The organism is Devosia sp. Root685 (assembly GCF_001427875.1).
GTDB lineage: Bacteria > Pseudomonadota > Alphaproteobacteria > Rhizobiales > Devosiaceae > Devosia.
The window spans coordinates 1499265-1520213 of the sequence record NZ_LMHK01000001.1; the positions used below are offsets into that span (position 1 = coordinate 1499265).

The following is a 20949-nucleotide window of genomic DNA, read 5'->3' on the forward strand; positions in this document are numbered from 1 at the left end:
GTTAGCAGACTGTTAACATTCACCGACTCCCAACGGTGAAAGAAGAGGGCACATCGGCAACGGTGTGCCCTTTCATACTTTATATCATACTTTCCGATTTATATCACGCAAGTGATTGACAACCCCTACCCCCTAGTTAAGTATGACTTATAACGGCGCTGGAGGGTGCCGGGAAGCGGAGTGCGGGAGGCATTTCGCACTTGGGAGGATACAGAATGGATAGACGCAGTTTCCTGATTGGAACGACGGCGGTTGGCGCGCTGATGGTCGCGGGCAAGGGCCTCGCCTTTGCGCAGGACGCCGAAGGTTCGGCGCCGGACCTGGCGCAGTTTCCCCGCAACGAAACCGTCATCGTGCACAACCCCGAAGGGATCATCCGTAATCCGGCATGGTTCAACCTTTGGGCGGTTGGCGCGGGCAATGGCACCAGCAACGGCTTGCACAACCTGACCACCGATACGCTGTGGTTCATCGACCCCGATGCGGGTGTCGAAGGCGCGAGCGAGAACGCGGTGTACAATTCGCTGGCCGACGATCTCTGGCAATATAATGAAGACTTCTCGGAAATGACCGTGAAGCTCAAACAGGGCATCTACTGGAGCGACGACGTCGAATTTACCGCCGACGACGTGGTGTTCACGGTGCAAAAGCAGGCGGCAACGCCCGGCACGCCCTATAATGGCGCGTTCTCCGTGCAGGTGGCCGAAGTCACCGCACCCGACAAATACACGGTGCACTTCAAGCTCAACAAGCCGAACTCGCGCTTCCACACGCTGTTCTCGGTGCGCTGGACCGCCGCCTGGATCATGCCCAAGCACGTCTATGAAGGCGTGGAAGATATTCTGAGCTACGACGCCAATCCGCCGGTTTCCATCGGGCCGTACACGCTGCACTCGTTCGATCCGAACGGCACCTGGTATATCTGGCAGAAGCGCGAAGACTGGCAGCGTACGGCGATGGGCATGATTTCCGAGCCCAAGCCGAAATATGTCATCTACCGCAACAATATTTCGACCGATAACCGCCTGATCGAGATCCGCAACGGCAATCTCGACATGGTGCACGATCTGACGCCGGAAGGCACGTTCTCGGTGGTGCAGCAGGATCCGCAGATCCAGGGCTGGTTCCCGGGCTTCCCCTATGCGCATCCCGATCCGACGCTAGTGATGGCGATCTTCAACCATCAGAACCCGAAATTCCAGGACAAGCGCGTCCGCTGGGCTCTGGCGCTGATGCTCGATGCGCGCGCCATGTCGATGGCTTCGTATCGTGGCGCGGCAACGCTCTCGGCCATCTCGGTGCCGCCGACCGGCACGCATCCGCGCGACTATCATGCGCCGCTGCAGGAATTCCTCACCAATTACGAGATCGATACGGGCACCAGCAAGGTAAAGCCATACGATCCCAATATCGGCGTGCAGATTGCCGATATGGTGCGTCCGCAATTCGGCGACGCGGTGCCGACCGACGAAGCGGCGATCCGCAACGCCTTCGGCTATGGCTGGTGGAAGCAGAATATCGAGGCGGCAGGCGAACTTCTTACGGCCGCCGGCTATACCAAGAACGGCAACCAGTGGATGCAGCCTGACGGCACGCCCTTCACCTTCTCGGTGATGGTGCCGCAGGAAGGCGTGGTCAATCGTCTCGGCGTGATCATTGCCCAGACCTGGGCCCAGAACGGCATCGGCGCCCAGCCCGAAGTGGCTGCGGACACCTGGGACCGCCAGCGCGTCGGCAATTACGAGTGCAATATCGCCTGGGCCGTGGAAACCTGGGGCGGCCACCCCGACCTCTCGTTCTTCATGGACAGCTACCACTCGGCCTATGTCGCCGCGCCGGGCGCTTCGCAGCCGGATCGCAACTGGATGCGCTGGAAAGATCCGCGTCTCGACGAAATCATCGAGAAAATCCGCGGTATCGACTTCAACGATCCCAAGGGCATCGAATATGGCCATGACTTCGTGAAGCTGCATCTCGAAGAAATGCCGAACATTCCGATCATGGCCTACAACGTGTTCTCCATCCAGTCGAACAAGTTCTGGACCGGCTGGCCGAACGCGGAAAACAACTATGCCAATCCGGTGACCAACTGGTCGAACGGGCGGTATATTTTCACCCAGATCACGCCCGTCGCCGGGGCGTAAAGGCGTCCCTCCCTGGTGGCCCGGCGCAAGCCGGGCTGCTGTGGGGACGTGGGAAATTGCGCCGGCCACTAGATTTGTTGTTCGTAGCATTGGGCGGCACGACGCCCCCTTCTCCCCTTGAGGGAGAAGGTGCCCCGAAGGGGCGGATGAGGGGTCAGCGATCTACCCACAAACTCCTCTGCGGAGGAGAGAATACCCCTCACCCTGATTTTCTGCTGAACGCAGAAAATCTGTCCCTCTCCCGCAAGGGGCGAGGGGAGGCCCGGTGATGGGACGACGAGCACGGACTGCCATTCGAGCGTAGCTCTCATGGCCTTCTTACCTAAATTCGCTCCACTGGAGCGAATTTGCCTACGGCACGGCTCAAAGGGAGTCCCATGCAAGGTTATCTTTATTTCGTGGCGAAGCGTGCGCTGCTGATGTTGGCGGTGATATTCTTCGGCGTTTCGGCCATGTTTCTGGTGACGTATCTGTCGCCCATCGACCCGGTCGAGCAGGTGCTGGGGCGGCTTTCGGCCAGATCGAACCTATCGCCGGAAGCGATCGCTTCGACCCGCGAGGCGCTGACCGCGATGTTCGGCACGGGGCAGCCGATGCTGACCCAATATTACAATTTCTGGACGCGGCTGTTGCAGGGTGACCTCGGCGCTTCGCTGATGGCATTCCCCACGCCCGCCATGGAACTGGTGATGCGCGGCATGCCCTGGACGCTGGGACTGCTGCTGACCTCGACCGTTATCACCTTCATCGTCGGTAATCTGATGGGTGGGCTTGCCGGGTACTTTCAGAACAACCGGTTCTTCAAGGCTTTTGGCATCGTCACCATGGGCCTGCAGCCGATCCCCTATTATATCGTCGCCTTCATCATCCTGATCATATTCGGCTTCCTCTGGCCGGTGCTGCCGATTTCGGGTGGCTTTGGCATGGATGTCCGGCCGGCCTGGACCATGCCATTCGTGCTCTCGGTATTGCAGCACTCGCTGCTGCCGGCGTTCTCGCTGGTGCTGGTGGGGCTGGGCGGCTGGTTTATCGGCATGCGGGCGCTGGTCTCCAATATCGTGACCGAAGACTATGTGACCTATGCCGAACTCGCCGGGGTGAAGCGCGACACCATCGTCGGCTCCTATGTGATGCGCAATGCGCTGGTGCCGCAGGTAACGGCGCTGGCCATGGTCATTGGCGGGGTGTTTTCCGGCACGATCATCACCGAACAGGTGTTCAACTATCCCGGCATCGGCTCGCTGCTGATCGATGCGGTGAATGCCGGCGACTATTCGACCGTTCTTGCCGTCTGCACCGTGTCGATCACGGCCGTGGCCTTCGCAATCTTCATCGTGGACTTGCTGCATCCGCTGCTCGATCCGCGCGTTCGGGCGGAGTAAAGCCATGTTCGCCGTTTTTCGCGACCTTATCCGCTACAATACGGAATTCGCCATCGGGCTCGTGCTTGTCGGGATCGTGGTGATCTTTGCCGGGCTCTCGTTCTTTTCCCCGATCGATCCGACGCTGATCTATATGGCCATTCCCGACCAGCCGCCCTCGGCGCAATATTGGTTCGGCACCAATTCGCGCGGGCAGGAACTGTTCTGGCAGCTTTCGGCGGCGTTCAAGAACAGCCTGATCTTCGGCATCACTGTCGCTGTTTTGAGCCGTATCATTTCGATCACGGTGGGGCTGGCTGCCGGGTATCTCGGCGGCTGGGTCGACCGGGTGCTGATGTTCATCAACGACATTTTCGTGTCCGTGCCGATCTTCCCGATCCTGGTGCTGTTCTATTTCGTACTGCGCAACAACATGGACAGTTTCACCATGGCGCTGATCCTGGCGTGTTTCGGTTGGCCGTTCGACGCGCGGCTGATCCGCTCGGTGGCGCTGGGGTTGAAGCACCGCGAATTTACGCGGCATGCGGTTTTTGCCGGGATGTCGACGCGAAAAGTGCTGCTGGAGGAGCACCTGCCCTATGTGATGCCGATCGTGTTTTCGACGTTCATGAACAACATGCTCTGGTCGATCGGCATGGAGGTGACGCTGGCCGTGCTCGGGTTCACCAATATCAACAATCCCACCATCGGCACGGTGCTTTACTGGGCCAATTCGCACTCGGCGATGGTCGTGGGCGTGTGGTGGTGGATCGTCATACCGGTCATTTTGATCGTCATGACCTTCCTTGGACTGTTTTTGTTGGCTGTGAGCATGAACGAATATATCGACCCGCGCAGCCGCCTGCGCCGTATGGGGGCGTAAAACCATGGCTGAAGATATCGTCAGGGTCGAGAACCTGAAGGCCTATTACCAGATGAACTATTTTGGCGTGAGCCGGGAAGTTCGGGCGGTCGATGGGATCACCATGAGCGTGCGCAAGGGCGAGGTCTATGGCATTGCCGGGGAAAGCTCCTCGGGCAAGACAAGCTTCATCAAGGTGCTGGCCGCCGCGATCAGGCCACCGCTGAAGGTGGTGGAAGGGTCGGTAAAATTCGACTTCAAGAATGGGCCGATCGATGTGGCGACCGCAACGCCCAAAGAGATCGAGGCGGTGCGCTGGAAGCACCTCTCGTACATCATGCAGGGGTCGATGAGCGTGCTCAATCCGGTGCGGCGCATCGGGAAGACGTTCCATGATTTTGCCGCGCGGCCGATGGGGCTGACGGGCAAGGCGTTCGAGGATCGGGTGATTGCGCATCTGGCGCGGCTGAAGCTGCCGGCGGATGTGTTGAGGGCCTATCCGCATGAGCTTTCGGGCGGCATGCGGCAGCGCGTGACGATTGGGCTCGCGACCGTGTGCCATCCCGAATTCATCATTGCCGACGAGCCGACGACGGCGCTCGATGTGGTGGTGCAGAAGGAGGTTCTTAGTCTCATTCGCGACATTCAGAAGGAGATGAATGCCGCCGTCGTCTTCGTGACGCATGACATGAGCGTGCATGCGAATGTCGCGGATCGGGTGGGGATCATCTATGCCGGGCGGTTGGTCGAGGAGGGCCCGACGCGGGAGATGTTCTTTGCGCCGAAGCATCCCTATACGGCGCATCTGGTGGCGAGCCTGCCGCGCATTGGCGATGTGAAGCAGCGGCCGGCGCTCGAAGGGCGGCCACCGAACCTGGGGGACCCACCGCAGGGATGCCGATTTCATCCGCGCTGCCCGTTGGCCGTGGACAAATGCCGGCAGGAGGTGCCGCCGCTCGAAACGGTGGGGCCGGATCATCGGACGGCCTGCTGGCGCTGGCAGGATGTGAAACCGCTGGTTGGGGCCAGCGCACCATCGGGAGTGATGGCATGACGACGCTTCTCGATGTGCGCGACGTATCCAAGCGCTTTACCATGGGCGGGATTTTTGGGCGGAAAACCGTTGATGCGGTGATGGATGCCAATTTTTCGCTGAGCGCGGAAAATCCGGAGATTTTCACCATTATCGGGGAGAGCGGGTCGGGGAAGACGACGCTGGCGCGGATGATTTTGGGGCTCGAAGATCCGAGCGAGGGGGAAATCCTCTTTCGTGGGCAGAAGGTTTCGCGGCATGGCGGGCGGGCCGAGAAACTGGCGTTCATGAGCCAGGTGCAGCCGGTGTTTCAGAACCCGTTCGAGGCGTTCAATCCGCTGAAGAAAATCGAGCGGTATCTGGAAAGTACGGCGCGGCGGTTTTTGGCGACGAGCGACAAGGCGGCGATCGACCGGGCGATGGACGAGGCGCTGCAGAAGGTGGGGCTGAGCCTCAAGGAGGTTCACGGGCGGTTTCCGCATGAGATGAGCGGCGGGCAATTGCAGCGCTGCGCCATTGCGCGGGCGCTGATCCCTAATCCGCCGCTGCTGATTGCGGACGAGCCTGTGTCGATGGTCGATGCTTCGCTGCGGATGAGCATTGTCAATCTGCTGAAGAGTCTGCGGGACGATCTGAAGGTGTCGGTGATCTACATCACGCATGATCTCGCGACGGCGTACTATATTTCCAACCGGCTGATCATCATGCAGCGCGGGCGGATCGTCGAGATGGGCGATGCGCGGACGGTGCTGGATAATCCGCAGCATCCGTATTCGAAGCTGTTGAAGGCTTCGGTGCTGTCTACCGATGATGCGGGGGATGGGAAGCTGGCGACGGACCCGGGGATGGTGAGCGCGGCGAACGGGCTGGTTGGGCAGGCGGGGAAGCTTGTGGTGCGGCCGGATGGGCGGGAAGTGAGAGTTTACGGGTAGCGGGGTAAGGACCCCCACCTAGCCTCCCCCTGGTAGGGGGAGGGATCTGCCGGTGGCCCACGAGTATTGAGGAAAGAACCGAACTGTCCCTCCCCCTATCAGGGGGAGGCTAGGTGGGGGTTCTTTCGTGCGGAGAACAAAAGCATGAGCGCGCCGATATTTCGTGACCCTATCGAGGATGGGGCGGCTGATCCGACGGTGATCCGGCGGGTGGGCACCAATGAGTGGTGGATGTTTTACACCAATCGCCGGGCTGCGGCCGGGGGCGAGGGGTTTTCGTGGATTCATGGATCGCCGATCGGGATCGCGGTTTCGACGGACGATGGGGCGAGCTGGCACTATCGGGATACGGTGAAGGGGCTCGATGCGCCTGATGATGACGGGCTCAATACGCATTGGGCGCCGGAGGTGATTTTTGCCGAGGGGCGGTATCACATGTTCCTCAGCTATATTACCGGCATACCGACGCACTGGAAGGTGCCGCGGACGATCACGCATTTTGTCAGTGACGATCTCATCAATTGGACGCGGATTGGGCCGCTAAAGCTGTCGAGCACGAACTGCATCGATGCCTGTGTGTTCAAAAGCCCCGATGGGCTTTGGCGCATGTGGTACAAGGATGAGGGCCAGGGTTCGAGCACCTGGAGCGCGACCAGCACGGATATGTTCGAGTGGACGCTCGAGGGGCTGGTGCTGCCGGGATCGCCGGATGCGCCGCCGCATGAGGGGCCGAACGTGTTTCGGCTGGGCGGATTCTATTGGCTGATCGTCGATGAATGGCGGGGCCAGGCGGTCTATCGTTCGGACGACACGAAGAACTGGGTGCGCCAGGGGATTGTTGGCGGCGAACCGGGTGTGGATGCGCTGGACCGGAAATTCATGCGCCATGCCCAGGTGGTGGTCGTGGGCGATCATGGCGCGCTCTATTATTTCACGCATCCCGAATGGGATGAACTGAGCCAGAAGGACGGGCCGCCGGATGCGCGGTCGCGGGCGACTGTAATCCACCATGGGAGGCTGACGGTGGAAGACGGCGTGCTGGTGCTTGAGCGCGATATTCCTGCGGACCTGCCGCTTCTGCGATAAATCTTTTCTCCATCAGTCGAATGCCACCGAGGGCGCTCGTCGCCCCGGTGTCACAGATGGAGAAACATGATGGACAACACTTTCCAAGACGACGGGCTCGAGATTTTTGCCGCGGATGGTCCCCCTGCCCTGCCGGCGGGGGGCGAGACGCTGGAGCGGAACGGCGTTCGAGTGTGGTTTGCCAGTTTTGGCGAGGGGCCGGCGGTGCTGCTGCTGCATGGCGGCCTGGGGAATTCCAACAATTTTGGGCATCAGGTGCCGGCGCTGATGGATGCGGGCTATCGGGTCGTGGTGATCGACAGCCGGGGCCACGGGCGCAGTTCGTGGGACGGCGGGGCGTTTTCCTATAGGCAGTTTGCCGATGATGCCTTTGCGGTGCTGGACCGATTGGGGATCGAGACTGTGGCGATCGTCGGCTGGAGCGATGGCGCGTGTACCGGGCTGGCCATGGCCAAGGCGGCGCCGGAGCGGGTGGCGGGCGTTTTCTATTTTGCCTGCAATGTCGATGCCAGCGGATCGCTGCCCTTCGTGATGAGCGACACGATCGGAAACTGTTTGACGCGGCACCGGAAGGACTATGCGGCGCTATCGCCGCAGCCGGAGCGCTTCGACGAAATGAGCGGGAAACTGCAGGTGATGCAGGGGAGCCAGCCGGATTATTCGGCGGCGGACCTTCGCGAGATAAGCGTGCCGGTGACGGTGGCGCAATCGGAGCGGGATGAATTCATTCGGGCCGAGCATGCGCGGTATATCGCTGGGACGGTGCCGCTGGGGCGGTATGTGGCAATGGAGGGCGTGAGCCACTTTGCGCCGGTGCAGCGGCCGGGGATGTTTAATGAGGTGGTGTTGGCGTTTTTGGATGGGCTGGATGATTAGATCGTTTCTGTTTTGCTCTGAAACGCCAATCCAAGAGGCCTCATGGTGAGGTGCTTTGCAGGGCAAAGCCTCGAACCACGAGGTTGAGGGAGTGGAAACCTGCTGCCACGCCCTCGTGGTTCGAGGCTACGCTGCGCTGCGCACCTCACCATGAGGGCTACTGGGACGTGGGCCCAAACGTGAACCGCTCTGTCTAGCTCACCGGCGGTTCGGCGCCGAGTTCGCGTTGGCGGCGGAGGAAGCCGATCCAGCCGGTGAAGCGGTCGTGGAGTTTGCTGAAGCGGGTGGCGGTGTCGGTGGGGACGCCGAGGGTGATCAGCTCTTCGTGCATGTCCTTGAGGGACCGCTCCATTTCGTCCGCGTCGTGGAGCAATTGCTCGATCTGCTCCGGGGTCAGCCTGACCATTGTTGCCATGATGGATACTCCTTCCCGATGGAGGAAGGTGAGAGCGGGGGATTGGTTCCGGGGATAGGTGTTTTTGGGGGACAGCGGGGCACGCCCTCGTGGTTCGAGGCTGCGCTTACGCTGCGCACCTCACCATGAGGGCTACTGGGGCGCTGTCGGGATGATAGCGGTGTCAGGACTTATCCGGTGTCCAGACCGATGGGGGTTCGCGTTTTAGCGGGCCCATGGTGGTGATGTCGTTGCCGCGGCGCATGTTGATGTTCATGCGGAAGGAATTGCCGATGCGTTCGGAGCGCTCGATGAAGATTTGGGCGATTTCGGGGGCGCAGAGGCGGGTGACGGTTTCGCGGAAGAGGCGGAGCCAGCGCATGAAATGGGCGTCTTCGAGCTCGGGAATGGCCATGTGCTTGGGCATGGGGCGGCCGCCATATTTGCCGGTGCCGAGAAGCATGGAGCTCCAGAAATCGGCGATGGTGGCGAGGTGGGCGGGCCAGTCGGCTTCGGGGATGACGCGATTGAAGACCGGGCCGATGAGGGCGTCCTGGCGGGCGGCGGCGTAGAACTCGTTGACGACCTGTTGGATCAGGGTTTCATCGAGGCCCTCGGGGGTGTCCCAGCCGATGCGGGTGAGGCGCGTGCCGGGTTCGGGGCGGGGATCGGTCATGAGGCGGACTCGGAGGTGATGCGATAGGAGCAGCGGCGGCCGCCGCTGACGATGTGTTCTTCGCGCTCGACTGAGACTTCGGGGCCGAGGACGGCGCGGAAGACGTCCAGCTCGGCGCGGCAAAAGCCCTGGCAGGCCGTGGCGGCGGCGCAAATGGGACAGTGGTTTTCGACAAGGAGGAGCGAACCGTCAGGCTGTTCGGTCCAATCGGCCATATAGCCTTCGCCGGTGCGGAGAGCGACGAGGGCGGCGACGCGATCCCTAAGGTCCGGCTTGTCCGACATTGCGCCTTCATAGGCTTCGCGCGTCAGGGTTTCGCGGGCGGTGATGACGGTGTCGAGGGCGGTTTCGCCGAGGGTCGAGCCGATGAGATCGAGAAGCTGGACAGTGAGCGCGGCGTGGGTATCGGGGAAGCGCGACTGGGCGGCGGGGGTGAGGGACCAGGCCTGAGTGGGGCGGCCGACGCCGGAGGACATGTTGGCGGAGGCGACGAGGCCTTCTTGCGCGAGGCGCAGCAATTGCTGACGGGCGGCCTCGCCGGTGATGCCAAGCTCGGCGCCGATGGCGGCAGAAGAGAGGCCGCTGCGCATCTTTAACGCCATGAGGACGCGCTCGCCGGGGCTGCGCGGCGACCAGGCTGGATTTTCCAAGTCCGAACTTGACATATTCGTGGAATGGGTTTTCAAAGTCATTGCTTGGAAAATACATCGAACGGCCTGCCATGGCAAGCCGGAGCGAAACAGGAGCCCCGAAATGGCCTTTGAACTCCCCACCCTCCCCTATTCCGTCAATGCGCTTGCCAATGCCGGCATGAGCCAGGAAACGCTGGAGCTGCACCATGGCAAGCACCACCAGGCCTATGTGACGGCGCTCAACGGGTTCGTCGAAAAGAACGCTGATTTGCAGGGCAAGAGCCTTGAAGAGATCGTGCTGTTTGCCAAGGACAAGGCCGATCTCGCGCCAGTGTTCAACAATGCCGGGCAGCACTGGAACCACATCCATTTCTGGAATGCGCTAACGCCGACCGGCGGCAAGCTGCCGGGGAAACTGGAAGCCAAGATCGTTGCCGATTTTGGGTCGGTCGATGCCTTCAAGGACGCGTTCAAGACCGCGGCGACAACGCAGTTTGGGTCGGGTTGGGCCTGGCTGGTGCTTGGGACCGATGGCAAGCTCAAGGCGACGAAGACGGCGAATGGCTCGAACCCGCTAGCTACGGGCGAAGGCAAGGTGCTGCTCGGGCTCGATGTTTGGGAGCACAGCTACTATGTCGATTTCCGCAATCGCCGTCCGGACTATGTGACGAACTTCCTTGATAAGCTCGCAAACTACGAGTTTGCGGAAGCTAATTTGGGTTGAGGTTAGGGCCTCTTACCTGACCTCCCTTCATAACCGGGTCATCCCCGCGAAAGCGGGGATCTCTGTTGGCCTGAACAGGGATTCCCGCTTTCGCGGGAATGACGCCGGGATTGGATTTCTGAAATGCGATGCGGTGGATGGATTGCGCCTTGCGACAGGATTGCGCGATTATTGATTTTCAGCAGTTTGCCAAGGGCGCGGTTTGCGCCAAGGTGGATGCACTCTTGAGTAGCGTAATGCCCGATTTTGACTTGCCCGACAGCATGGCGCTGCGTCCGACACGGAAGCCGGTGGTGAACACGGCCGAGTTTCGTTCGGCCATGTCGTCCGTGGCCTCGAGCGTTTCGGTGGTGACGGCGCGGCGCGGCGACGAGGTGGTGGGGCGCACGGTGACGGCGATGTTGTCGTTATCGGCCAATCCGCCGACTGTGCTTATTTCCATCGACATCATGAGCCGGCTGGCCGATCTGATCGCCAAGACTGGCGGGTTTTCCATGGCGGTGCTGGCGGAGGATCAGGCCGAGATTGCCGATGCCTTTGCCGGCAAGGTAGCGGCGGAAGAGCGGTTTGATCGCGGCGACTGGTCGCGCTGGCCCTCGGGGCAGCCGATGCTGGCCGGGGCCGTGACGGTGGTGGACTGCGAAGTGATCGGCGCGATCGAAACGGGCACGCATGTGCTGTTTGCCGGGGCGATCGTTGAGGCGGAGGCTGATGATGCGCGCAGGCCGCTGCTGTGGCAGAGGCACGGCTACCATCGGCTTGAGAGTATCGACTGAAGCGGTGCAAGCTGCCACACTGCAATCGATTTCCTGATTCAAGCTGGACAGGGCAACCGCGTGTCTGAGCGCAGCGTTTGCCAAGCGTCCAGGAGGCAGACGTGCCGCGTTATTTCTTTCACTATCGTACCGATGAAGAACTGGTTCGCGACGAAGCGGGCAGCGAACTGGCGGATCTGGAAGCAGCCGAACATCAGGCCGCCGAGATCGGCAAGGCAATCATCGACAAGCTGGCCGGCCAGGGCGGCGAGACGCGGGCGCCGCGGACAATCGAAATTACCGACGCGCGCGGCGAAGAGCTGCTTTATGTGGTGTTCTGGGAAGGGCCGAAAATCGGCGAGGGGCCAGCGAGCCCGGTTACGCCGGTGAGCGTGCATTAGGGTCTTATCGGGCTGGGAGCGTATGGCTCCACCCCCACCCGGCCTCCCCCTCCAGGGGGAGGTGAAGGGACGGTGGGTACTCGAACTCTTCAGAAAAACAGTGGTCCGCCGTGGGCGGTGACGGCGAAGCCCAGGATGAGGGCGGCGGCGAGCGCGGCGTAGGATACCATCAGATAGACGTTGGGCATGAAGGCCTCATCGTAATGTCTATCGAAAGACTACCAGACTAATCGAGATTAACAAGAGGTAAACGCTTCGCCCGAGGGGTCGAGTCGGAAACGCTTTGCCTGAATGTGGCGGTTTTGTGAAATTATCCGGTCGTCACACCGCTGTTCATTCGCTGGCGCATGACACTTAGGAAGGGCAGACAGACGGGTTTGGCCTGATAGAGTGCAGGGCAAATCACTTCAGGAAGGCGCGGCGTTTTAAAGCTGCACCCTAGCCTGAATGTCCAAGAGGGGCAGTATATGACGGACGAACGGAGCTGGGCTTTTATCGAGGCAGCGAGGGCTTTGGCACAGGGTAATGCCAGCCTGGAGCGCTTTCTCATAGAAGCGATCAAGGCGACGGACCCGGACGATCTGGCGCGGCAAAAGCCCGAGGTTTTGCTCGGCGCGCTTGAGGCCAGCCACACGGCGCTCTTTGCCGGCTCCCTGAACGACACGCGCATTCTGCTGACCCCGCCGAGCCAGGCGGGCGGCGCGCTGGTGATCGATGTCATTTCGCCCGACATGCCGTTTATCGTCGATTCGACGCTGGCTGCGCTGCGGGCCATGGGCGGGGCTATCCGGCTGTTCAGTCACCCCGTGGTGCGGGTGAACCAGGGCCAGGTGGGGGATACGGGCGGTGCGGCGATCAGCGTGCTGCATATCCATAGCGAACCGGTGGCCGATCCCGAGGCGTTGCGCGCGGAAATTGCGGCGACGCTGACCGAGGTATCGCAGGCCGTCAATGACTGGCGGGCGATGCTCGACCGGGTGCGCCAGGCGATGAGCGGGCTTGACGGGTTGAAGCCGGCGCTGCGCGACGAACCGGTGCGGTTTCTCGAATGGCTGACCGAGCATAATTTTACTTTCCTCGGCATGCGCGAATATCGGCTGGATGACGAGACGCTGGTGCCCGAGGGCGAGACCGGGCTCGGCATTTTGCGTGATCCCTCGCTCAAGGTGTTGCGGACGGGCCAGGCCTATGTGGACAGCACGCCGGAACTGGTGGCTTTCCTCAAGACCTCTGAGCCGCTGCTGGTGACCAAGGCCAATGTGCGAGCGCGCGTGCACCGGCGGGTGCATCTCGATTATGTGGGGGTGAAGCTTTACGACGCAGCGGGCAATGTGCGCGGCGAATTGCGCGTGGTGGGGCTGTTTACGGCGCAGGCGCTGGCGACGCCGCATACGGATGTGCCGGTTATCCGGCGCAAGGTGGCCGAGGTGATGCGCAAGAGCGGGCTTGATCCGCTGGGCCATGCCGGGCGGGCACTGCTGAGTGCGCTCGATTCTTATCCGCGCGACGAGATGTTCCAGATCGATACGGAGCTGCTTGCGGAATTTTCCGAGGCGATTGCGGCGCTTTATGACCGGCCACGGGTGCGGGTTTTGCCACGTATCGACCGGTTCGACAATTTCGTCTCGATATTGGTTTTCGTGCCGCGCGACCGCTATGACGGGGACGTGCGGGCGCGGATCACACGCTATCTGGCTGAAATCTATGACGGGCGGGTTTCGGCCTATTATCCGAATTTCCCCGAAGGCGATCTGGTTCGGCTGCATGTGATCATCGGGCGGCTGGGTGGGGCAACGCCCAATCCGAGCCGGACAGAACTCGAAAGCCGCGTCGAGGCGCTGACGCAGGATTTTTCGGACTTGCTGCAGAAGGCGGCGCCCGATCCGGCGGAGATCAGCGACTATCGTTCTGCGTTTTCGCCGGCTTACCAATCGCGCAATACGGCCGAGGATGCGCTTGATGATATTGCGGTGCTGCGCGGCGTCACCGAGGGCGGGATTGCGCTGAAACTGCGGGCGCGGCAGGGCGCCGAGGGCGCGCTGGGGCTGAAATTTTACGCCAAGGGCGGGGCTATTCCGCTTTCCGATCGCGTGCCTATGCTCGAGCACTTTGGGTTCAAGGTGATCGACGAGCGCACCTATACGCTGGTGCCGCGCGATGGGGTGGAGCGGTTTATCCACGACATGGTGCTGGCGCCGAGCAATGGGGCGGAACTCGATGTGGCGGCGCGCGGCGCCGGGATCGAGGCGGGGCTGCTGGCCGTTTGGGCCGGGGCGGCGGAGAGCGACCAACTCAATAGTCTCGTAACGCAGGCCGGGCTCGACTGGACCGACGCGGCGCTGCTGCGCTCGTTTTCGCGCTATCTCCGGCAGATCGGGATTTCCTATTCGCAGCGCTATATTGCGCAGGTTCTGGTGACCCAGGCCGAGGCGGCCAAGGCGCTGGTAACGCTGTTTGCGGCGCTGCACGATCCGAAGCTTGAAAGCCGCGGCATGGCCGAGGCGGCGGCGCGGGACATCATCGCGGCGCAGCTTGAGGCGACGGCTTCGCTCGATGAAGACACGATCATCCGGCGGTTCCTGAACCTCGTCGATGCGTCGCTGAGGACCAATGCGTTCCAGCGGGACGAGAATGGGCAGCGGCGGCCGGCACTGGCGATCAAGTATGATAGCGCCAAAGTTGAGGGCATGGTGGCGCCGCGGCCCTATCGCGAAATTTCGGTCTATTCGCCGCGCGTGGAAGGCGTGCACCTGCGCTTTGGCGCCATTGCGCGCGGGGGGCTGCGCTGGTCGGACCGGCCGGAAGATTTCCGGACGGAAGTTCTGGGACTGGTGAAAGCCCAGCAGGTGAAAAATGCCGTGATCGTGCCGGTGGGGGCCAAGGGTGGCTTTGTGCCCAAGCGGCTGGTGGCCGGCATGGCGCGCGAGGCGTTCATGGCGGAAGGCACCGAGAGCTACAAGATTTTCATCGGCTCGCTGCTCGATGTGACGGATAATCTCGTTGACGGGGCCGTGGTGCCGCCGGCCGATACGATGCGGCGGGATGGGGACGATCCCTATCTCGTCGTGGCGGCGGACAAGGGCACGGCGAGTTTTTCGGACACGGCCAATGCCATTGCCATTTCGCGCGGGTTCTGGCTCGGCGATGCTTTCGCTTCGGGCGGTTCGGTGGGCTATGACCACAAGAAAATGGGCATTACCGCGCGCGGCGGCTGGGAAGCGGTAAAGCGGCATTTCCGCGAGATGAACCGCGATATCCAGAGCGAGCCATTCAGTGTCGCCGGCGTTGGCGACATGAGCGGCGACGTGTTCGGCAATGGCATGCTGTTGAGCCCGGAAATCCGGCTCGTGGCAGCGTTCGACCACCGCGATATTTTCATCGATCCGGCGCCGGATGCGGCGGTGAGCATTGCCGAGCGGCAGCGGCTGTTCGCCCTGCCCCGGTCAAGCTGGCAGGACTATGACAAGAGCCTGATTTCGGCGGGTGGCGGGGTGTTTTCGCGCAGCCTGAAGGTCATTCCGCTGAGCGAGGAAATGCAGGCGCTGCTGGGGCTGAAGAAAGCATCGGCGACGCCAAACGAGGTGATGCGCGCCATTCTCTCGGCGCAGGTGGACCTCCTCTGGTTTGGTGGTATCGGGACTTACATCAAGGCAGCCGAGGAAGACGACGCTTCGGTGGGCGACCGGGCCAATGATGCGATCCGCGTCGTGGCCGGCGATGTGCGCGCCAAGGTAGTGGGCGAGGGCGCCAATCTTGGTGTGACGCAGCGTGGGCGTATCGCCTATGCGCTCAAAGGCGGGCGGATCAATACGGACGCCATCGACAATTCGGCGGGCGTCAATTCCTCGGACCTCGAGGTCAATATCAAGATTGCGCTGGCGCCTGTGGTGGCGGCGGGAGCGCTCGGTGAAGAGGAGCGCATTGCGTTTCTGGCCAGTATGACGGACGAAGTGGCGGCGCTCTGTTTGCGGAACAATTATCTGCAGGGGCTGGCTTTGTCGCTGGCCGAACGGGCGGGGACTTCGGAACTGCCGGACCACCGCGTGCTGATCGAAGGGCTCGAAGAGCGGGGGCGGCTTGACCGCGCCGTCGAGTTTTTGCCCAGCGATGCGGTGCTCGATGCGCGGGCGGCGCAGGGCAAGGGGCTGACGCGGCCGGAACTGGCGGTGATCCTCGCCTATGCGAAACTGTCGCTGTTCGATGATCTCCTCGTGGGCCGGGCCATCGACACGCCGTATCTGGCGGGTGAACTGTTCCGCTATTTCCCGCAAAAGCTGCATGAGAGCTATCCCGCAGCAATTGAAGGGCACCGGCTGAAGCGCGAGGTGATCGCGACGGTGCTCGCCAATGCGATGATCAATCGCGGGGGCCCCGCTTTTGTTTCCGAACTGATGGCGGCGACAAGCGCCAGCGCTGGGGAAGTGGCGCTCGCCTATGCGGCGGTGCGCGATATCTATGGCTTGTCGGCGCTTTATGCCGATGTCGATGCGCTCGACGCCAAGGTGCCGGGGGCGGTGCAACTGGCGCTTTATGCGCAGGTGGAGGCCCTGCTCTATCGCGAGGCGCTGTGGTTCCTGCGCAATGGCAATGTCGGGGCGAGCGATGTGGCCGCTTTGGTGGAGCGGCACAAGGCCGGTGTCGAAACGCTGCGTGGCGCGGGGGTGAGCCTCTTGTCAGACAAGGAGCATGTCGCCCTTGCGGCGCGGGTTGGCGCGCTGGTGACGCATGGCGTGGACGAGGCGCTGGCGCGGCGTATCGGGGAATTGCCGGTGATCGGTAATGCCAGCGATATCGTGCTGGTGGCGGAGCGTGCCGGGGTTTCGATCGAGGCGGCGGCGCGAGCCTTCTTTGGCGCGGCGGGGCTGTTCGATCTCTTCCGCATTGTCGAGGAGGGGCGAAACATTGTGCTGGCTGACCGGTTCGATCGCATGGCGCTCGACCGGGCGCTGGCCAACCTGATGCGCGCGCTGCGCGACCTGACGGCGGACGTGCTGAAGGCCGGCGATATTGCCACCTGGCAGAGCCAGCATGAGGCCGGGATCGCGCGAACGGTGAAGGCGGTGACGGAACTGACGGGCGGGGCGGCGACGGTATCGCGGCTGAGCGTGGCGGCGGGGCTGTTGGCGGATTTGGCGCGGGAGGGGTGAGGCCTTTATTTTTGACGTCGGAAGGCGCATATTTTTGCCATGACCCTGACCATCGACATTCCGGAAGCATTGCGCGATCGCGTCCAGGCCATTGCGGCGCGATCAAACCTGACACCCTCGCAGGTTGTTGCGGATGCTCTGGAGCACGGGCTGTCACTTGAGTGGCAGGAGCATTTTATTGCTCAGGTCGAGGCAGGATTGAAGGATGCGGACAACGGTGACTTCGCTTCCGACGCCGAACTTTCGGCGCTCGTCAACAAATACCGCCCCATGTAATGCGCGTTGCCTGGACGCGTCGAGCCTTTCGACATCTGGATGAAATCCAGGAATACATCGCGGGGGACCGCCCCACTGCGGCATTCGAGGTTGTCAAAAACCTGACCGAAAGGACCACGGCGACACTTGGGACCTCCCCCATGGCCGGGCGGCCAGGACGCGTGAAACATACGCGGGAACTGGTCTTTGCAGACCTGCCGTATATCGTCGTCTATCGCGTTGCCGAGCATGTCGAAGTCGTTGGCGTGCTGCATGTGGCGCGAAAATGGCCGCGCCGGTTCGAATAGCTGCCACTCACCCAAAAGTCTGTCTTGTGCCACTGGGCTCGATCGCCATGGTGGCGGGGTTCAATTGGAGATGACCATGACCACGCTCGCCCAATGGCTTGTTGCCGAGACCGAGGATGCTGCGCTGCGGAGCGTGGTGGTGAGTATGGCGGATGCTTCGGCGGAGCTGGCAGCGGTGCTGCGGGTGGCGCCGATTGCCGGGCAAACGGGACTTGCGGGGCACACCAATGTGCAGGGCGAGGCGCAGAAGGCGCTTGATGTCATTTCCAATGATGTGGTGCTGAAGCATCTGCGCGAAAATCCGGCGGTGTCGGTGCTGATTTCGGAAGAGCTGGATGACGCGGTGCATTTTGAGAATCAGGGCGCATTCATTGTTGCGACCGATCCGCTCGATGGGTCTTCCAATCTCGATGTGAATGTAACCGTGGGCACGATTTTTTCGGTGCTGCCGAGCGCGGGTGGGCTCTTGCAGAAGGGGCGCGCGCAGGTGGCCGCCGGGTTTGTTGCCTATGGGCCGGCGACGAGCATGGTCCTGCGGATTGCGGGGGATGTTTCGGTGTTTACGCTCGATGGCGGGGGTGAATGGGTGCAGGTGGTTGCGGCGGCAACGGTGCCTGAAGCTTCGGGAGAATTTGCCATCAACACGGCGCGCGAGCGGTTTTGGGACGCGGCGACGCTGGGCTATGTGAAAGAGAATATTGCCGGGGAAGCGGGCCCGGCGGGCAAGCGCTACAATATGCGCTGGGTGGGCTCGATGGTGGCCGATATCCTGCGGATTTTGATGCGGGGCGGGATTTTTCTCTATCCGCTCGATAGCGAGACCACGAGCAAGGGCGGGCGGTTGCGGCTGCTCTATGAGGCGAACCCGATGGCCTGGCTCGTCGAGGGGGCCGGTGGGCGGTCGACGACGGGGCGGCAGGACATTCTGGATGTGGAGCCGACGGGGATTCATCAGCGGGTGCCTGTCATCCTTGGATCGGCGGAGGAAGTGCGGCGGGTGGAGGACTGGTACGCGAGGGGGTGAAGCGTTTTCGCACTAGCCCTCATGCTGAGGTGTCGGGCTTCCCCAGTAGTTGCGTGCGGTTCAAAATTGCAACGTTGCGATCTTGCGGCTAGAAGCTTCTGTGATGCCCGGCTTTTTCTGCTGCCGGACGGGAGCCAAGATGAGCGACAATTCTCTGCCCAAGACCAATGCCAGCCCCTGGCAGAAGCGCCCTTTTCACCGCCAGTATCTGATGCGGCAGGCCAATGACCTGTTCGATTTTTTCGAAGCGGCTTCGATCAATCCCAAGGGCGGTTTTTTTGAGCTCGATGACGAGGGCATGCCGCTCGACGAGGACAATGCGGTCCGGCAGATCCATGTGACGACGCGCATGATCCATTGCGCCGTGGTGGGGAGCCTGATCGGGCGGCCGGGATCGGACGAGATCATCGACCATGGCATGAACTATCTGTGGAACAAGCATCGCGACGAAAAGCGCGGCGGCTATTTCTGGTCGCTGGATGACAATGGCGTCAAGGATGGCGCCAAGCAGGCCTATGGGCATGCATTTGTGCTGCTGGCCGGGTCGAGCGCCAAGCTCGTCGGGCATCCGCTGGCTGACAAGGTGATTGCCGACGCGACCGAGGTGATCGAGAAGCGGTTCTGGGACGATAGCGTTGGCGCGGTGCGCGAGGAGTTCAGTGCTGATTGGACCGAGGTTCGCGGTTATCGCGGGCAGAATTCCAACATGCACCTGACTGAGGCGCTGATGGCGGCCTATGAGGCGACGGGGCAGCAGCTCTATCTCAAGAAGGCCGAGCACATCGCCGAGTTGATTATCCGCAAGAATGCGGTGCGGCTGGGGCATCGCGTGGCCGAGCACTTTGACGAGTATTGGGTGGTCGACAAGAATTATCGCCACCCCAATGAGATGTTCCGGCCCTCGGGGACGACGCCGGGGCATTGGCTCGAATGGTCGCGCCTCCTCTATCAACTCTGGGTTTTAGGGCTGAAGCAGCATTCGTGGATGACGGACGCCGCGAGGAACCTCTTTCAGCGCTCGATCGAGCTGGGCTGGGACAGGCAACATGGCGGGTTTTTCTATACGCTCGACTGGAACGACGAACCGGCGATCCGCGAGAAGCTCTGGTGGCCGGTGGCGGAGGCGATCGGCGCGGCGTCTTACATTTCGGCGCATGACAACGACGCCTATTTTCAGGTCTGGTATCGCAAGCTCTGGGACTATGCGGAAAACCATGTGATCGACCATGCGCGCGGCGGATGGCTGAGCGAATTGCAGGAAGACCTGACGCCGGCTTCGAACCTCTTTGTCGGCAAGCCGGACATTTATCATGCGCTGCAGGCCTGCCTCATTCCGCTTTATCCGGCGAGCGGCAGCCTGACGCACGGGATTATCGAGCAGGATCACAAGACCCGGTAAGTGCCACGCCCTCGTGGTTCGAGGCTTCGCTTTGCTGCGCACCTCACCATGAGGTCTACTTAAAGAGCGGACTGTGCGAGAAATCGGGCGGCGTGGGACAACCCTGCGCCGCCCGTTGCGTTGTGCCTTCAACCAAGGAGGCAATATGCAGACCCTTTTGAACAAGACCGCATTGGTGACCGGGGCCGGATCGGGCATCGGCGAGGCGACGGCGCTGCTGCTGGCGCGGCATGGCGCCAATGTCGCGGTGTTGAGCAGGACCCGGGAAGAGGTCGATGCCGTAGCGGCGGAGATCGAGAGCCAGGGCGGCAAGGCGATCAGCATTACGGCCGATATTTCGGATGACAAGGACATGGCGCGGGCCATTGCGCTGGTGGCCGAGCGGTTCGGAAAACTCGATATTGTCGTTGCCAATGCGGGGATCAACGGGGTCTGGGCGCCGATCGAGGAACTGACGCCCGAGGAGTGGGACAAGACCATCAGCGTCAACCTGCGCGGCACCTATCTGACGCTGCATCATGCGGTGCCCCGGCTTGAGGCGGCGGGCGGCGGGGCAATCGTGATCATATCCTCGATCAATGGCACGCGGACGTTTACGACGCCGGGAGCATCAGCCTATTCGGCGACCAAGGCGGCGCAGGTGGCCATGGCGCAGCAATTGGCGCTGGAACTGGGGCCGCGCGGGATCAGGATCAACGCGGTGTGTCCCGGGGCGATCGAGAGCGAGATCTCGGACAATACCGAGCAGCGGGGAACGGGGAAAACCGAAATTCCGGTGGAATTTCCGGAGGGGGATATTCCGATTACCGGCGGCAGGCCGGGGAAGGCGGAAGACGTGGCCGAGGCGGTGCTGTTTCTGGTTTCGGATGCCTCGCGGCATATTACGGGGACGCCGGTGTGGATCGATGGGGGACAGGGGTTGTTGCGCTGATTTGCGCCT

General features: G+C 61.8%; 19 protein-coding genes. 16 read left to right on the forward strand and 3 right to left on the reverse strand.

Annotated elements, in window-relative coordinates; translation table 11 throughout:
* Positions 1 to 263: 263 nt before the first annotated feature.
* The 7 genes from ASD83_RS07155 (at position 264) to ASD83_RS07185 (ending at position 8294) form a co-directional block, all read left to right on the forward strand.
* Entirely contained in the window at positions 264 to 2144 is a 1881-nt protein-coding gene (locus ASD83_RS07155) for an ABC transporter substrate-binding protein (protein WP_056309971.1), read from the forward strand.
* A gap of 377 nt (positions 2145 to 2521) precedes the next feature.
* Positions 2522 to 3526: an ABC transporter permease gene (locus tag ASD83_RS07160; protein WP_056309206.1), complete on the forward strand. Its 1005-nt coding sequence runs from the start codon at positions 2522 to 2524 to the stop codon at positions 3524 to 3526.
* 4 nt (positions 3527 to 3530) lie between these two features.
* Positions 3531 to 4388 (forward strand): ABC transporter permease, encoded by an 858-nt coding sequence (locus tag ASD83_RS07165; RefSeq protein WP_056309209.1) that lies wholly within the window; start codon positions 3531 to 3533, stop codon positions 4386 to 4388.
* Positions 4389 to 4392: 4 nt separating this feature from the next.
* A complete protein-coding gene (locus ASD83_RS07170) occupies positions 4393 to 5421 on the forward strand; it encodes an ABC transporter ATP-binding protein (protein WP_056309210.1) in 1029 nt (342 codons plus the stop codon).
* Entirely contained in the window at positions 5418 to 6332 is a 915-nt protein-coding gene (locus ASD83_RS07175) for an ABC transporter ATP-binding protein (RefSeq protein WP_056309212.1), read from the forward strand. Before ASD83_RS07170 ends, ASD83_RS07175 begins: the two co-directional genes overlap by 4 nt.
* Before the next feature lie 144 nt (positions 6333 to 6476).
* Entirely contained in the window at positions 6477 to 7418 is a 942-nt protein-coding gene (locus ASD83_RS07180; RefSeq protein WP_056309214.1) for a family 43 glycosylhydrolase, read from the forward strand.
* Positions 7419 to 7487: 69 nt separating this feature from the next.
* Positions 7488 to 8294: an alpha/beta fold hydrolase gene (locus tag ASD83_RS07185; protein ID WP_056309216.1), complete on the forward strand. Its 807-nt coding sequence runs from the start codon at positions 7488 to 7490 to the stop codon at positions 8292 to 8294.
* Positions 8295 to 8487: 193 nt separating this feature from the next.
* Here ASD83_RS07185 and ASD83_RS07190 read toward each other — a convergent pair whose 3' ends face one another.
* From ASD83_RS07190 to ASD83_RS07200, 3 genes are all read right to left on the reverse strand, one after another.
* Positions 8488 to 8709 carry a hypothetical protein gene (locus ASD83_RS07190; RefSeq protein ID WP_156385802.1) on the reverse strand — a complete coding sequence of 74 codons (222 nt, stop codon included), beginning with the start codon at positions 8707 to 8709 and terminating at the stop codon, positions 8488 to 8490.
* Between the two features lie 163 nt (positions 8710 to 8872).
* Complete coding sequence (locus tag ASD83_RS07195; protein WP_056309220.1) at positions 8873 to 9364, reverse strand: group III truncated hemoglobin; 492 nt, start codon at positions 9362 to 9364, stop codon at positions 8873 to 8875.
* Positions 9361 to 10029, reverse strand: coding sequence for a helix-turn-helix transcriptional regulator (locus tag ASD83_RS07200; RefSeq protein WP_056309222.1), 669 nt, complete (start codon positions 10027 to 10029; stop codon positions 9361 to 9363). Before ASD83_RS07200 ends, ASD83_RS07195 begins: the two co-directional genes overlap by 4 nt.
* Positions 10030 to 10117: 88 nt before the next feature.
* Between ASD83_RS07200 and ASD83_RS07205 the strand changes: the two genes are divergently transcribed.
* The 9 genes from ASD83_RS07205 to ASD83_RS07245 all read left to right on the forward strand — a co-directional run bounded on the left by ASD83_RS07205 (position 10118) and on the right by ASD83_RS07245 (position 20940).
* Positions 10118 to 10720 carry a superoxide dismutase gene (locus ASD83_RS07205; RefSeq protein WP_056309224.1) on the forward strand — a complete coding sequence of 201 codons (603 nt, stop codon included), beginning with the start codon at positions 10118 to 10120 and terminating at the stop codon, positions 10718 to 10720.
* Positions 10721 to 10956: 236 nt separating this feature from the next.
* Complete coding sequence (locus ASD83_RS07210) at positions 10957 to 11496, forward strand: flavin reductase family protein (protein WP_162249130.1); 540 nt, start codon at positions 10957 to 10959, stop codon at positions 11494 to 11496.
* A 101-nt stretch (positions 11497 to 11597) separates the two neighbouring features.
* Positions 11598 to 11876 (forward strand): DUF6894 family protein, encoded by a 279-nt coding sequence (locus tag ASD83_RS07215; RefSeq protein WP_056309226.1) that lies wholly within the window; start codon positions 11598 to 11600, stop codon positions 11874 to 11876.
* Between the two features lie 467 nt (positions 11877 to 12343).
* Positions 12344 to 17023, forward strand: a complete 4680-nt coding sequence (locus tag ASD83_RS07220; protein WP_082560999.1) for an NAD-glutamate dehydrogenase — start codon at positions 12344 to 12346, stop codon at positions 17021 to 17023.
* 39 nt (positions 17024 to 17062) lie between these two features.
* Positions 17063 to 17299: a hypothetical protein gene (locus ASD83_RS07225; protein WP_056309230.1), complete on the forward strand. Its 237-nt coding sequence runs from the start codon at positions 17063 to 17065 to the stop codon at positions 17297 to 17299.
* Entirely contained in the window at positions 17299 to 17586 is a 288-nt protein-coding gene (locus ASD83_RS07230; RefSeq protein WP_056309232.1) for a type II toxin-antitoxin system RelE/ParE family toxin, read from the forward strand. Before ASD83_RS07225 ends, ASD83_RS07230 begins: the two co-directional genes overlap by 1 nt.
* A 76-nt stretch (positions 17587 to 17662) precedes the next feature.
* On the forward strand, positions 17663 to 18610 hold the full coding sequence (locus ASD83_RS07235; RefSeq protein ID WP_056309975.1) for a class 1 fructose-bisphosphatase: 948 nt from the start codon (positions 17663 to 17665) through the stop codon (positions 18608 to 18610).
* A gap of 139 nt (positions 18611 to 18749) precedes the next feature.
* Entirely contained in the window at positions 18750 to 20009 is a 1260-nt protein-coding gene (locus ASD83_RS07240) for an AGE family epimerase/isomerase (protein WP_056309978.1), read from the forward strand.
* A gap of 145 nt (positions 20010 to 20154) precedes the next feature.
* Entirely contained in the window at positions 20155 to 20940 is a 786-nt protein-coding gene (locus ASD83_RS07245; RefSeq protein ID WP_056309234.1) for an SDR family oxidoreductase, read from the forward strand.
* Positions 20941 to 20949 lie beyond the last annotated feature (9 nt).

Bases quoted from the DNA above. Each gene is read 5' to 3' on its own strand.
- ASD83_RS07205 (WP_056309224.1), top strand. From the start codon at position 10,118: ATGGCCTTTGAACTCCCCACCCTCCCCTATTCCGTCAATGCGCTTGCC.
- ASD83_RS07220 (WP_082560999.1), top strand. From the start codon at position 12,344: ATGACGGACGAACGGAGCTGGGCTTTTATCGAGGCAGCGAGGGCTTTG.
- ASD83_RS07190 (WP_156385802.1), bottom strand. From the start codon at position 8,709: ATGGCAACAATGGTCAGGCTGACCCCGGAGCAGATCGAGCAATTGCTC.
- ASD83_RS07155 (WP_056309971.1), top strand. From the start codon at position 264: ATGGTCGCGGGCAAGGGCCTCGCCTTTGCGCAGGACGCCGAAGGTTCG.
- ASD83_RS07245 (WP_056309234.1), top strand. From the start codon at position 20,155: ATGCAGACCCTTTTGAACAAGACCGCATTGGTGACCGGGGCCGGATCG.
- ASD83_RS07240 (WP_056309978.1), top strand. From the start codon at position 18,750: ATGAGCGACAATTCTCTGCCCAAGACCAATGCCAGCCCCTGGCAGAAG.
- ASD83_RS07210 (WP_162249130.1), top strand. From the start codon at position 10,957: ATGCCCGATTTTGACTTGCCCGACAGCATGGCGCTGCGTCCGACACGG.
- ASD83_RS07160 (WP_056309206.1), top strand. From the start codon at position 2,522: ATGCAAGGTTATCTTTATTTCGTGGCGAAGCGTGCGCTGCTGATGTTG.
- ASD83_RS07170 (WP_056309210.1), top strand. From the start codon at position 4,393: ATGGCTGAAGATATCGTCAGGGTCGAGAACCTGAAGGCCTATTACCAG.
- ASD83_RS07225 (WP_056309230.1), top strand. From the start codon at position 17,063: ATGACCCTGACCATCGACATTCCGGAAGCATTGCGCGATCGCGTCCAG.
- ASD83_RS07230 (WP_056309232.1), top strand. From the start codon at position 17,299: ATGCGCGTTGCCTGGACGCGTCGAGCCTTTCGACATCTGGATGAAATC.
- ASD83_RS07195 (WP_056309220.1), bottom strand. From the start codon at position 9,364: ATGACCGATCCCCGCCCCGAACCCGGCACGCGCCTCACCCGCATCGGC.
- ASD83_RS07235 (WP_056309975.1), top strand. From the start codon at position 17,663: ATGACCACGCTCGCCCAATGGCTTGTTGCCGAGACCGAGGATGCTGCG.
- ASD83_RS07180 (WP_056309214.1), top strand. From the start codon at position 6,477: ATGAGCGCGCCGATATTTCGTGACCCTATCGAGGATGGGGCGGCTGAT.
- ASD83_RS07200 (WP_056309222.1), bottom strand. From the start codon at position 10,029: ATGTCAAGTTCGGACTTGGAAAATCCAGCCTGGTCGCCGCGCAGCCCC.
- ASD83_RS07185 (WP_056309216.1), top strand. From the start codon at position 7,488: ATGGACAACACTTTCCAAGACGACGGGCTCGAGATTTTTGCCGCGGAT.
- ASD83_RS07175 (WP_056309212.1), top strand. From the start codon at position 5,418: ATGACGACGCTTCTCGATGTGCGCGACGTATCCAAGCGCTTTACCATG.
- ASD83_RS07165 (WP_056309209.1), top strand. From the start codon at position 3,531: ATGTTCGCCGTTTTTCGCGACCTTATCCGCTACAATACGGAATTCGCC.